12 protein-coding genes are annotated in these 12,821 nt (G+C 62.6%); 3 read left to right on the top strand and 9 right to left on the bottom strand.

Features of this window, described 5'->3' with window-relative positions:
* The 3 genes from urtC to urtA form a co-directional block, all read right to left on the bottom strand.
* Positions 1–1,055: urea ABC transporter permease subunit UrtC (gene urtC, locus EN943_RS27825; RefSeq protein ID WP_127415449.1), on the bottom strand; the 1,055-nt coding region annotated here is incomplete at its 3' end.
* Positions 1,052–2,668, bottom strand: a complete 1,617-nt coding sequence (gene urtB, locus EN943_RS27820) for an urea ABC transporter permease subunit UrtB (protein ID WP_127415448.1) — start codon at positions 2,666–2,668, stop codon at positions 1,052–1,054. The genes urtB and urtC, both read right to left, overlap by 4 nt.
* A gap of 110 nt (positions 2,669–2,778) precedes the next feature.
* Entirely contained in the window at positions 2,779–4,089 is a 1,311-nt protein-coding gene (gene urtA / locus EN943_RS27815) for an urea ABC transporter substrate-binding protein (protein WP_127415447.1), read from the bottom strand.
* Positions 4,090–4,399: 310 nt separating this feature from the next.
* On the opposite strand from urtA, the gene EN943_RS27810 reads away from it, so the two are divergent.
* Positions 4,400–4,813: a hypothetical protein gene (locus EN943_RS27810; protein WP_127415446.1), complete on the top strand. Its 414-nt coding sequence runs from the start codon at positions 4,400–4,402 to the stop codon at positions 4,811–4,813.
* A 64-nt stretch (positions 4,814–4,877) separates the two neighbouring features.
* Here the strand turns inward: EN943_RS27810 and EN943_RS27805 are convergent, their stop codons facing one another.
* The 3 genes from EN943_RS27805 to EN943_RS27795 form a co-directional block, all read right to left on the bottom strand.
* Positions 4,878–6,449, bottom strand: a complete 1,572-nt coding sequence (locus tag EN943_RS27805) for a GMC family oxidoreductase (protein WP_127415445.1) — start codon at positions 6,447–6,449, stop codon at positions 4,878–4,880.
* A 46-nt stretch (positions 6,450–6,495) separates the two neighbouring features.
* On the bottom strand, positions 6,496–7,026 hold the full coding sequence (locus EN943_RS27800) for a gluconate 2-dehydrogenase subunit 3 family protein (protein ID WP_127415444.1): 531 nt from the start codon (positions 7,024–7,026) through the stop codon (positions 6,496–6,498).
* Between the two features lie 81 nt (positions 7,027–7,107).
* Positions 7,108–7,503: a VOC family protein gene (locus tag EN943_RS27795; protein ID WP_027036737.1), complete on the bottom strand. Its 396-nt coding sequence runs from the start codon at positions 7,501–7,503 to the stop codon at positions 7,108–7,110.
* Positions 7,504–7,711: 208 nt separating this feature from the next.
* Here EN943_RS27795 and EN943_RS27790 point away from each other — a divergent pair, with 208 nt between their 5' ends.
* A complete protein-coding gene (locus tag EN943_RS27790; protein ID WP_013531854.1) occupies positions 7,712–8,017 on the top strand; it encodes a ribbon-helix-helix domain-containing protein in 306 nt (101 codons plus the stop codon).
* A 10-nt stretch (positions 8,018–8,027) separates the two neighbouring features.
* Here the strand turns inward: EN943_RS27790 and EN943_RS27785 are convergent, their stop codons facing one another.
* The 3 genes from EN943_RS27785 to EN943_RS27770 form a co-directional block, all read right to left on the bottom strand.
* Positions 8,028–8,465, bottom strand: a complete 438-nt coding sequence (locus EN943_RS27785; protein ID WP_023813016.1) for a VOC family protein — start codon at positions 8,463–8,465, stop codon at positions 8,028–8,030.
* Positions 8,466–8,715: 250 nt separating this feature from the next.
* Positions 8,716–9,423 carry a purine-nucleoside phosphorylase gene (locus tag EN943_RS27775; protein WP_127415443.1) on the bottom strand — a complete coding sequence of 236 codons (708 nt, stop codon included), beginning with the start codon at positions 9,421–9,423 and terminating at the stop codon, positions 8,716–8,718.
* 83 nt (positions 9,424–9,506) lie between these two features.
* Positions 9,507–12,080, bottom strand: a complete 2,574-nt coding sequence (locus tag EN943_RS27770; protein WP_127415442.1) for an ATP-binding protein — start codon at positions 12,078–12,080, stop codon at positions 9,507–9,509.
* Between the two features lie 225 nt (positions 12,081–12,305).
* Here EN943_RS27770 and EN943_RS27765 point away from each other — a divergent pair.
* A partial coding sequence (locus tag EN943_RS27765) for a flagellar biosynthetic protein FliO (RefSeq protein WP_127415441.1) occupies positions 12,306–12,821 on the top strand: 516 nt, incomplete at its 3' end.

Below are 12,821 nucleotides of genomic sequence, written 5' to 3'. Positions count from 1 at the left end.
CCCTTGGGCAGCAAAAGCGTGACGGCGACGAACAGCCCACCCAATGCAAACAGCCAGAATTCCGGCAGCACGCCGGTGAACCAGGATTTGCCGGCATTGACCAGCAACGCACCGATGATCGGCCCGACAATGGTGCCGCGTCCGCCGACAGCCGCCCAGACGACGACTTCAATCGAATTGGCCGGCTCGAACTCGCCCGGATTGATGATGCCGACCTGCGGCACGTAGAGCGCGCCAGCTATGCCGGCCATGATAGCCGAGACGGTGAAGGCGAACAGTTTCACGTTCTCGGCCCGCCAGCCGAGGAAGCGCGTGCGGCTCTCGGCATCGCGCACAGCCATCAAGAGCTTGCCGTATTTGGAGCCGACGATCGCCCACGTGACGAAGACGGCGAGCGCGAGCATCACGGCGCTGGCGGCAAACAACGCCGAGCGCGTCGCGTCGGCCTGCACGTTGAAGCCGAGAATATCCTTGAAATCGGTCAGGCCGTTGTTGCCGCCGAACCCCATGTCGTTGCGGAAAAAGGCAAGCAGCAGCGCATACGTCATCGCCTGGGTGATGATGGAGAGATAAACGCCGGTGACGCGGCTGCGGAAGGCAAACCAGCCGAAGACGAAAGCGAGCAGGCCAGGCACCGCGAGCACCATGAGGCCGGCGAACCAGAAATGGTCGAAGCCATACCAGAACCACGGCAATTCCTTGTAGTTCAGGAACACCATGAAGTCGGGCAAGATGGGGTTGCCGTAGACGCCGCGCGAGCCGATCTGGCGCATCAGATACATGCCCATCGCATAGCCGCCGAGCGCGAAGAAGGCGCCGTGGCCAAGCGAAAGGATGCCGCAATAGCCCCAGACAAGATCGAGCGCCAAGGCGAGCAGCGCATAACAGAGATATTTGCCGGTCAGCGCGACAATGTAGGATGGGATGTAGAAGGCGCTGGCAGGAGACACCGCAAGGTTGAGCAGCGGCACGATGACGGCCACCGCCAGCAGGATGAAGATCGTGATGGCGATGCGGCGGTCCGCGCCGGCGGCAAAGAAGCGTCCCGTGATCATGCTTCCACCGCCCTGCCCTTGAGCGCGAACAGGCCGCGCGGGCGCTTCTGGATGAACAGGATGATCAGCACCAGCACGACGATCTTGCCGAGCACCGCGCCCGCATATGGCTCGAGGAACTTGTTGACGATGCCAAGCGAGAAGGCGCCGACCAGCGTGCCCCACAGATTGCCGACGCCGCCGAAGACAACGACCATGAAGCTGTCGATGATGTAGCCGCGACCGAGATTGGGCGAGACGTTGTCGATCTGGCTGAGCGCGACGCCGGCTATCCCGGCAATGCCGGAGCCGAGCGCGAAAGTCAGCGCGTCTACCCATGGCGTCCTGATGCCCATCGAGGCGGCCATGCGCCGGTTGGCGGTGACGGCGCGCATCTGCAGGCCCCAGGGCGTGCGCTTCATCACGTAGAGCAGGATGCCGAAGACAGCGAGCGCGAAAACCAGGATCCACAGGCGGTTCCAGGTGATCGCCAACTGTCCGACATTGAACGAGCCCGACATCCAGGATGGGTTGCCGACCTCCTGGTTGGTCGGCCCGAAGATCGAGCGCACGGCCTGTTGCAGGATCAGCGAGACGCCCCATGTTGCCAGCAGCGTTTCAAGCGGCCGGCCATAGAGGAAACGGATGACGCCGCGCTCGATGATCAGGCCAACCAGGGCGGCGACGAGAAAAGCGAGCGGCAGTGCGATGACCAGCGACCAGTCGAACAGGCCGGGAAAGGAGGTGCGGATCACCTGCTGGACGACGAAGGTCGTGTAGGCGCCGAGCATGACCATCTCGCCATGCGCCATGTTGATGACACCCATGACGCCGAAGGTGATGGCAAGCCCGATCGCCGCCAGCAGCAGCACCGAGCCCAGCGAGATGCCGTACCAGATGTTCTGCCCGGCATCCCAGAAGGCCAGCGTCGAATTGATGTTGGCGATCGCGGCTGTCGCCGCTTGCCTGACCGCGTCGGTGGAATTCGCCTCGACAGACGTGAGCAGCGAAACGGCATCGCGATCGCCCCGCGCCCCGATCAGCGCGATGGCGGCGAGCTTGTCGGCTTCGGGCTGATCCGAGACAAGAACTGACGCGGCGCGGGCCTGTTCGAGCAGAGCCTTGACGCTGGCCACGCTCTCGCTGGCGATTGCCACATCGAGCGGTCCGATGTTTGCCGCGTCGGGCGTCTTGAACATGGTGTCGGCGGCGGCAACACGCACGGCCGGATCCTTGGCGCCAAGCGTCAGCGTGCCCAACGCATCGCGGATGACGCGACGCAGCGTGTTGTTGACCTTGATCTTGGTGATGTCGTCCTTGGCCGCCTCGCCCGATGCCTCGCCGCTCAACGGGTCGAAAAGCTGGACGCTTTCGCCCGCTTCCTTGCCGACAAACACCAGGGAATCGGCCTTGCGGACATAGAGGTTGCCGTCGGCCAGTGCCGCAAGCGGCCGCTCCACCGCCGGATCGCCGGCAGCAGCCAGTTCGTGGACGACGGCTCCGATCTCGGAAAAGCCCTTGGCCGTGGCGAATTTGGCGATGATGCCGCGCAGATCGGCTTCGCCAGCGCCCGAAGACGACAGCGTCGCCAGCAGGAACAACAGCGTTAAACCAATAGCACGAAACAGGTTCATCGGCTCCAAGTGACCTTTAAAGAAGGTTGAAGTGGGCGTCCGGACGGCGGTCGTAGCCGTCCGGACGCGCGCGGTCATGGGCATGGACCTGAAGGTCCAGCCCGGGAGGATCAGTTCGTGCCCTTGCCGCCGCACTTGCCGGTGGCAACGTTGAAGTTGCCGCATGACAGAGGCGCGCGCCAATCGGAGATCAGGTCCTTGGAATCAGGCAGATAGTCGGACCATTCGTCGCCCATCACCAGGCCCGGCGTGCGCGAAACCGTCTCGAACTGGCCGTCGGCCTGGATTTCACCTATCAGCACCGGCTTGGTGATGTGGTGGTTCGGCATCATCGTCGAATAGCCGCCGGTCAGGTTCGGCACCGACACGCCGATCATGGCGTCGATGACCTTGTCCGGATCGGTGGTGCCGGCCTTCTCGACCGCCTTCACCCACATGTTGAAGCCGATATAATGGGCCTCCATCGGGTCGTTGGTGGTGCGCTTGTCGTTCTTGATGAACTTGTGCCAATCGGCGATGAACTTCTTGTTCTCGGGCGTGTCGATGCTCTCGAAGTAGTTCCAGGCGGCGAGATGGCCGACCAGCGGCGCGGTGTCGAGACCTGCAAGCTCTTCCTCGCCGACCGAGAAGGCCATGACCGGAATGTCCTCGGCCTTGATGCCCTGGTTGCCGAGTTCCTTGTAGAACGGCACGTTGGCATCGCCGTTGACGGTCGAGACGACGGCGGTCTTCTTGCCGGCCGAACCGAACTTCTTGATCGCCGAAACCTCGGTCTGCCAGTCGGAGAAGCCGAACGGCGTGTAATTGACCATGATGTCTTCCGCAGCCACGCCCTTGGCCTTCAGATAGGCCTCGAGGATCTTGTTGGTGGTGCGCGGATAGACGTAGTCGGTGCCTTCCAGCACCCAGCGCTTAACCGAACCGCCGTCTTCGCTCATCAGATAGTCGACCGCCGGGATTGCCTGCTGGTTCGGCGCCGCACCCGTGTAGAACACGTTGCGCTCGCTTTCCTCGCCCTCATACTGGACCGGATAGAACAGGATGTTGTCGAGTTCGGAGAACACCGGCAACACCGATTTGCGCGACACCGAGGTCCAGCAACCGAACACCGCCGCCACCTTGTCCTTGGAGATCAGCTCGCGCGCCTTTTCGGCAAACAGCGGCCAGTTGGAAGCCGGATCGACAACCACCGCCTCGAGCTTCTTGCCGAGCAGGCCGCCCTTGGCGTTCTGCTCGTCGATGAGCATCAGCATGGCGTCCTTCAGCGTCGTCTCCGAAATCGCCATGGTGCCCGACAGCGAATGGAGAATGCCGACCTTGATCGTGTCGTCGGCGGCCTTGGCCGAAGCGGACATCAACAGACCGGCGGCGACCACGCTCGCCGAAAACATTTTTGTTATTGTCGAGAAATTACCCCTCATTACGGACTCCCAAGCTGGTTGATTGCACCGCAACACTACAATGCAACCCCCATGCCAACCGCTCTGGCGATCCCGAAAGGGTACAAATAGTTCATAGATATCAGCGTCTTGGAATATAGGGCTTCCAAAACAGAGAGGGGCGGCCAGAAATCGATTGAGGGAAATTTGCGCAGCTTACGCAGTTGTTGCCTATTTTTCACTCATTCTCTCAGGCTGCCTAGATTTTGATCTCAGCAGCCGTGCCTCAGGCGACCGATGTTGCGGCGCGGTGCAAAAATGGGGCAAGCTCGCTCTTCAAGCGAGCGACGTCATGATTTCAGGGATTTCACGCATCTTCATCGGCATACTGCTTCTGGCGGCAGCAACCGGGACCGCGCGAGCCGATTTCAGCGACGGCAAGATGCCTGACGGCACCTATCATTGCGAAGTGTACCTGCTTGGCATGTTCCTCAGCCTCGGCGACATCACCATCAAGGGGAACGTCTACAGCGGCCCGGTCTACACCGGCCTTGGCACCTTCGGGACCGCGCAGCAGGGGTACAATTATCAAATGGATGCGAACGGCGTGATCTCATGGCTGGGGCCATTGGGCGGCTATACCGCCGGCGGCAATTCGCTGTCGCTGACCCAGGCGACGCTGGACGGCGAAACCGTGCCCTCCTTCGACATCATCATGAAGCAGCCCGACGGCGCCTTCACCGCCTCGACCTGCACCAAGCAATGAGGCGGCAAGAAAAAGGCGCGGAACCTTGCAGGTTCCGCGCCAGCAGTCTGCCGGGAGGATTTGACTAGATCGTCTTGGCCGACATCTGCGCGGCGATGTAGTCGGCCTGGCGGATCGCCAGCGATACGATCGTCAGGGTCGGGTTTTCGGCGGCCCCGGTGGTGAACTGGCTGCCATCCGACACGAACAGGTTCTTGATGTCGTGCGCCTGGCCGTGCTTGTTGACGACGCCGTCTTCCGCTTTCTCGCTCATCCGGTTGGTGCCGAGATTGTGGGTCGACGGATAGGGCGGCGTCGGGAAGGTGCGGGTGGCGCCAACCGCATCGTAAAGTGCCGTAGCCTGCTTGTAGGCGTGGTTGCGCATCGCCGTGTCGTTCGGATGGTCATCGAAATGCACGTCGGCGATCGGCATGCCGTGCGCGTCCTTCTCGTCGACATGCAACGTGATGCGGTTCTCCGCACGTGGCATGTCCTCGCCGACGATCCACAGGCCGGCCATGTGGTCGTAGTGATCGAGTGCGGTGGTGAACGAGCGCCCCCAGGCACCCGGATCGAGGAACGCCGCCATGAACGGCAGGCCGAGCGACAGCGTCTCGAACTCGTAGCCACCGACGAACCCGCGGGACGGGTCATGCCGCGCCTCGTCGCGGATGATGCCGGCCATGGTGGTGCCGCGATACATGTGCACCGGTTTGTCGAAGATGGCATAGACCGAGCCGGTGGTGTGGCGCATGTAGTTCTTGCCGACCTGCCCCGATGAGTTGGCAAGACCATCGGGGAATTTGCCCGATGCCGAATTGAGCAAAAGCCTTGGGCTCTCGATCGAATTCCCGGCAACGGCGACGATGCGGGCCTTCTGCTCCTGCAGCTTGCCGTCCTTGTCGGCGTAAACGACGCCGGTCACCTTTCCGCTCGCGTCATGGTTGATCTTGATCGCCATGGCGTTCGGCCTGACTTCGAGATGGCCTGTCGCCTCGCCCTTGGGTATCTCGGTGTAGAGCGTCGACCATTTGGCGCCCCATTTGCAGCCTTGGAAGCAGAAGCCAGTCTGCTGGCAAGACATGCGGTCGTCGCGATCGACCGAGTTGATCGCCATGTTGCCGGTGTGGCATTCCTTGTAGCCGAGCTTGTCGGCGCCGGCCTTCAACACCTTGAAATTGTTGTTGCCCGGCAGTCGCGGCCAGTCATTGGTGCCGGTGACGCCCATCTTGGCCTCAGCCTTGGCATAGTAGGGCTCCATCTCGGCCAGCGTGATCGGCCAATCGAGCAGGTTGGCGCCTTCCAGTTTGCCGTAGGTCGACAGCCCCTTGAACTCATGCTCCTGGAAGCGCAGCGACGCTCCCGCCCAATGCGTGGTCGAACCGCCGACCGACTTGACAATCCAGGCCGGCAGGTTGGGAAAATCCTTGGCCACACGCCAGTCACCCGACGTGGTGCGCTTGTCCGTCCAGGCGAGCTGGGCGAACGAGCCCCACTCGTCATTGATGAAATCCTCATATTCGTGGCGAGCGCCGGCTTCCAGGATGACGACGTCGACACCCTTCTGGGCGAGTTCGTTGCCGAGCGTGCCGCCGCCGGCGCCCGAGCCGATGATGACGACGACGCCGTCGTTGTTCAGATCAAATGAAGCTGCCATGGTTTCCTCCCATGATTTCTGTTTGCGGGTTCAGGAACGACGGGGCTCAGAGCCACTCGATGTCGTCGAAACCGCGCGCGATGTAGCCGCCCTTGGAATAGGACTCGCCCTCGTAACCGAAGATCGGCCACACCTCTTTCTGGTTGTAGAGGCCGACCACGAGACCGCCTCTGATGGCCTGGAAGAACGGCGTCGTCTCGACCTGCTTCAGCACGCCGACGCGCTGGTCCTCCCAGCCAAGGCCGCGGTAGCCGCCGTCACCGGACTTCTTGTCGAGGTCGGCGATGCCGTCTTCGATCATTGTCTTGTAGGCGGAGTCCTTGCCGGCCTGCTCGTCATGGCCCTTCACGGCGATGGCGTAATATTTGTCGGGAACCTGATCGTGCGGATAGATGTCGCGCGCCATCTGGATCAGCGTCGCCATGGTTTCGGGCTTGAGTGCCGATGTCTCGAGGCCCCAGGCATGTTCAGGGCTGATGACGGCGCTGCCGGAGATGACGAGCAGCGCGCCGATGCCGCCGCGTTTGAGAAGCTCGCGACGTGAAAGCCCGGGCTTCGCGTCATAGATCGTGACCATTTTATTCCTCCCTGCTTGCTATGTGCACTGTTGAGAGTGCGTTTGCTGGCGCCGCACCTGCCGGCGCGGCTGCGATGTCCCCTATTGGAAGCGACCTGCGCGTTGCAGAACCTCGATCTTGTAGCCGTCCGGATCCTCGATGAAGAAAAAGCGGGCGATCAGCGACCCGTCGCGATTGAACTCGACGATCTTCTTCGGGTTGAGCCCGAGCGCACCGAGACGGTCATGTTCGCTGTCGAGATCGGCGACCGAGACCGCAAGGTGGCCGTAGCCGTCGCCGAGCCCGTAAGGCTCCTGCCGATCCTTGTTCACGGTCAGTTCGAGCTCGAACCCTGCCTCGGCATTGCTGAGGTAAAGGAGCGTGAATGTCTCGAAATCCAGCCTGTCGGCGACATCGAGCCCGAAGGCGTTTCTGTAGAAATCGACCGATCGGGCTTCGTCGAGAACCCGGATCATACTGTGTATCGCCTTGGCCAAATCAGTCTCCGCGCTGGTGTGGAGGCGATTATGCGCGGCACGGACAAAAGGTGGTGGCAGCCGGTTACCACGCCCGCCACCGCGAACGGGACGAAAGTCCGATTGCCGGACCGGCAATTTTGCCCGAGAATGCATGTGGGGACAGGTCAAGCAGTATCAAACTGCACGCCCGTCCACCCAAGACCAACAATCATGGGAGGTTTGTCGGATGTGCAGGGTGTTTGCGGGCCAGGACCCCGAAGGCTATCGCCAGATCAACCGCTCGATTCGCATCGACGGTCACTCGACCAGCATCCAGCTCGAAGCGACGTTCTGGGCGTTGCTCGACGAGATCGCCGAAAACCAGAACCTGACGACGCCGAAATTCATCTCCAAGCTCTATGACGAGGCCATAGAGATCAACGGCGCCATCCCGAACTTTGCGTCGATGCTGCGCACCACCTGCGCGCTCTATCTGCGCGGCCATCGGCCAGGGATGGATGAGCAGATGGTGCCGAAGCGGGAGGCTGCTTAGCGCATTGCGCTCAGCTGAGTTCTTGCGCGAGTCCGATGAGAAGCCCTCCAGGCCCTCGAATGTAGCAGAGCCGATACACGTCTCTATACTGGACGACCTCGCCCTCGAGCCGCGCACCGCGATTGCGGAGCCTTTCGAGAGTTCCGTCAATGTCGTCCACGGTGAACATGACGCGGAGGTAGCCTAGGGCGTTAACCGGGGCGTTGCGGTGATCCGCGACGACAGGCGGCGTGAGGAAACGGGACAGTTCGAGCCGGCTGTGGCCGTCCGGCGTCCGCATCATGGCAATCTCGACGCGCTGATCGCCCAGTCCAGTGACACGTCCGGCCCATTCTCCTTCGATCGTGGCCCGCCCTTCGAGCTCAAGGCCGAGCTCGCCAAAGAAACCAATCGTCTCTTCGAGGTCATCGACGACGATTCCTATGTTGTCCATCCGTTTGAGCGCCATGTGTCCAGTCTACAAGGCGTCGTCCAGGCCGTAAACTCCTTAGGCTGCTTGCCAGCTGAGGAATAGTTCCAGCCGGCCGATCTGGCGCCGACAACGCCCGCCATGCCGTCCCTGGCCTGGTGCCTGAAGGACCAGGAGGTCGCCGACGTCCTGTCCTATGTGCGCGCCAGTTGGGGCAACGCCGCCCCCGGCGGTTTCCTCCGACGATGTCGCTGCCGTGCGCAAGGGACTGACCCGGTAGACCTGTACTCTAGCTCTCTGCTGCGACAGCGAGCGCCAGCCGGCTCATGTCTGCGAACAACTCCTGGCGCTCGGAATAGTCGGTCTGTTCGCCGGTCTCAATGTTGTCGACCACGACACACATCGACAGCGCACGAGCTCCGAAATGCTCAGATATGCGATAGAGCGCGCTGGTTTCCATGTCCACAGCCAGGGCTCCTTCCGCCCGCGCATCGGCAAAACGGGCGCGCCCTTCCGGGTGATAGAAGACGTCGCTGCACACCGTCAGGCCGGCATGATGGTCGATGCCGAATTCTACCGCCTTGGCCAGTGACGATGCGAGGAGCGCCGGGTCCGGTCCAGCGGGTCCATAAAGGCCGAAAACCTGGCCGCTCTGGGCGCTTTCCGCCTGTGCCGATTGCGAGATGACAAGGCTGCGCAGTTTTGCCTTTGCGGTCAGGCTGCCGCAGGTGCCGGTCCGGATCAACGTCCGGGCGCCATAATGGTCCAGCAGTTCATGCGCATAGATCAGAAACGATGAAACGCCGATGCCCGTCGCCTGAATGCTGATGGACTTGCCCCGAAACAGCCCGGTGAAGCCAAGCGTGCCGCGGCGGCGATTGATGCAGCGCGGCGCTTCCAGGAACGTTTGCGCCATCCATTCGGCACGCTGCGGGTCGCCCGGCAACAACACCGTGTCGGCATAATCGTCCTTGTCCGCTTCGTTGTGCGGCGTCACCAGTTGCTCCCCTAAGTCCTGCCGTTTCACCCGCAATCATGGCGTTGTCACGGCGTTGCGCAAGGAGGAACATGGGGAAGGCTCTAAGACTCCAGCACGTCCTTGACGATCGTCGCCAGTTGCTTGAGCGAAAACGGCTTGGGCAGAAAGCCGAAATGCGCATCTGCCGGCAGGTTTCTGGCGAATGCGTCCTCGGCGTAGCCGGACACGAAGACGAACTTGATGTCCGGTTGGCGCTTGCGCAATTCACCAAGCAGTGTCGGTCCGTCCATTTCCGGCATCACCACGTCGGAAACGACGATATCGACCTTGCCGCCCAGCGCCTCGAAAACTTCCAGCGCCTCGACGCCCGACGATGCCTCGTGCACGGTGTAGCCACGCGAGGTCAGCGCCCGCATGCCGCCCATGCGCACGGCATCCTCGTCCTCGACGAGCAGCACCGTGGCCGAGCCCGACAGATCCTTGGCCGGATCGGCGATCTTTGCCGGCACCGCCGGCGCATCGCCGGGCTCGCCTGCTTTTTTCGCTTCGGCGATGTGACGCGGCAGGAAAATGCGGAAAGTCGAGCCTTTGCCGACTTCGGAATCGCAGAAGATGAAGCCGCCAGTCTGCTTGATGATGCCGTAGACCATCGACAGGCCAAGGCCGGTGCCCTTGCCGACCTCCTTGGTGGTGAAGAAGGGCTCGAAAATTTTCTTCAGCACGTCGGGCGCGATGCCGCTACCGGTGTCCTCGACTTCGACCACGACATAGTCGGCCGGGGCGAGTTCACGGTAGGAAAAGGCCTTGCACTCCTCGGCGGTCACATTGCGGGTGCGCACAGTGAGATCGCCGCCCGCCGGCATTGCGTCGCGCGCGTTGACCGCAAGGTTGACCACCACCTGTTCGAACTGCCCGATATCGACCTTGACCGGCCACAGGTCGCGGCCATGATCGACCTTCAGCTTGATGTCGTTGCCGACCAGGCGGGCGAGCAGCATCCTGAGATCGGCGAGCACGTCGGTCAGGTTGAGCACTTCCGGCCGCAATGTCTGCTTGCGCGAGAAGGCCAGAAGCTGCCGCACCAGCGAAGCCGCCCGGTTGGCGTTCTGCTTGATGTTCATGATGTCGGGGAAGGACGGGTCCGACGGGCGGTGATTGGTCAACAAAAGGTCGGACGCCATGATGATGGCAGTCAGCACATTGTTGAAATCATGCGCGATGCCGCCGGCAAGCTGGCCGACCGCCTGCATCTTCTGGCTTTGCGCCATCTGCCCTTCGAGCGCTTTCTGCTCCGTTGTCTCGACGGCGTAGACGATGGCCGACTCCTCGGCGCCCTCGCCGCCGGTGCCGTCAGCGACGGCGTTGACGTAGAAGCGGATGTGCCGGTCGTCGTTGCCGGGCAAAAGCGTGTCGATCGGCTCGATGTCGGCCTGCCGCTGCTGCGCTTTCTCGAAGGCAGCCGCGAAGGCCGGCCGGTCGCGTTCGTGGATCACCGTGTCAAGCCGCACGCGACGGTCGACGGCGTCGCGATCGACGACAGACGAGAACAGCGACAGGAACGGCGCATTGGTGCGCAGGATGCGCCCATTGTGGTCGACGCCGGCGATCGCCATCGGTGTCGAGTTGAAGAAGCGGGTGAAGCGCACTTCCGAAGCCCGCAAATCGGCAGAGGCATCCTCGCCTTGCGTGCGGTTGAGCACGATCGTGCGTGTCGGCCCGTTCAATCCTTCGCGGCTGGCCGAAACGCGGTGCATGAAGCGCACCGGCAGCGCCTCGCCCGTCATGGTCGTCAGGTCGAGATCGATCACCGCGTTGCGTGTGGTGCCGGGATCGGCCTTGACCGAGCGGACCAGCGCCATGCCGTCGCCGGCCACGATCTCCGACAGAGACACGGCACCGGGCGTGAAGCTGGTGAGGTCGATGCCCAGCCATTCGGCGAGCGTGGCGTTGATATAGGTGACGCGGCCCTCCTGGTCGGCCGAAAAGAAGCCGGCCGGCGCGTGGTCGAGGTGATCGATCGCCTTCTGCAGATCGAGGAAGAAGCGCTCCTGCTCGGCTCGCTCCTGCGAGATGTCGGCAAGCTGCCAGGCCAGCATCGGCAGCCGCTGGCCCGGAACGCTGAAGGCGCGGGCGCGGGCGCGGTACCAGCGGGCGCCCGGCTCGGCACCGGGCCGAATGGACTGCGCGAGTCTAAACTCGCCGTCGCCCGGCTGGCCGTCGCGCAGGCCGGACGCCAGGCGATAGATCGTCACCGAGGCTTCGGGGACATCCGAGAGCAATCCCTCGACGGTCTTCAGGTCGGCAGCGGACGATGCTCCGGTCATATCCGCATAGGCGCGGTTGGCGTAGACGACGCGGCCCTTGGTGTCGGTGACGAGAAGCCCCTGCGACATCGAATCGACGAAGGATTTCGACAGCTCGTCGCCGGTCGAGCGTGGCGTGACCTGCACGAAGCCGATCGCTGTGGCAAACAGGAAGCCGACGCCGATCATCGCCAGCACGCCGAGCATGCCGAGCAGGAAAGGATCGCCGAGGCGCTCGCGGAAAAACCCGAAGACGATCGCCGCCCCCGTCAGAACGACGATGAAAATGATAAGCCGGGTGACCGCGCCCGGTCGCGTATTCTGGTCAACGATCGGTACCGGATAGAAATCGCCGCGCGCTTCCTTGGCCATGTGCCCCCTGCTCGTGAATTCCGGTGTTCCGACACCCGCCCCGTACCGGGTTGAATCACATTCTCCTAGTCCGGAAAAGGCCTGGGCGGCAAATGTCGGATAAAAATGATGTCTTTCGGCCTTCTGGGTTTTTCAAGCTGTTCACCGGCGTGAAACGCAACTTGCGGTGGCCCGCTGCAACGGTCTAGTGTCTCGTCACTTCCAAGGGGCGATCAGGGGAAACCAATGCAATGGCTCGATAGCGTGGCAGGTCCCGGTTATGCCGCAGCATTGTTGTGGACGTTTGCAGCGCTTGTCCTGCTGGTCATCGTTCTCGTCATCATCAAGCTGGTGCGCAACCTGACATTCGGAACCTTCGTCGCCGGCGGCCGGAACCGCAAGACGCGACTGGCCGTCATGGATGCCACCGCCGTCGATAGCCATCGCCGGCTGGTGCTGATACGCCGCGACGACATCGAACATCTGCTTCTGATCGGCGGCCCGACCGACGTCGTCGTCGAGCGCGATATCCGGCTTTCGGCGCCGCGTCGTCCCGCGTTGACCGGAGACGGCGGCTTGCAGCCGGTCCCGGCCACTGCGGCCCCGGCAGCCGCAAGGCCGCGTCCGCCGCAACCCGCTCCGCCGCCGGCGAGACAGGCACCCGCTCCACAGCCGGTGAACACGACGCCGCCCGCCCGCCCGCGTCCAACAGCGCCGCCGGCACCTGCACCGAAGCCGGCAACGCAAAGCTACCAGCCGACC

It is taken from the genome of Mesorhizobium sp. M7A.F.Ca.US.006.01.1.1 (genome assembly GCF_003997935.1).
GTDB lineage: Bacteria > Pseudomonadota > Alphaproteobacteria > Rhizobiales > Rhizobiaceae > Mesorhizobium.
The sequence above is the reverse complement of the archived record's forward strand: the minus strand, read 5'-3'. Positions and strand labels throughout refer to the sequence as shown.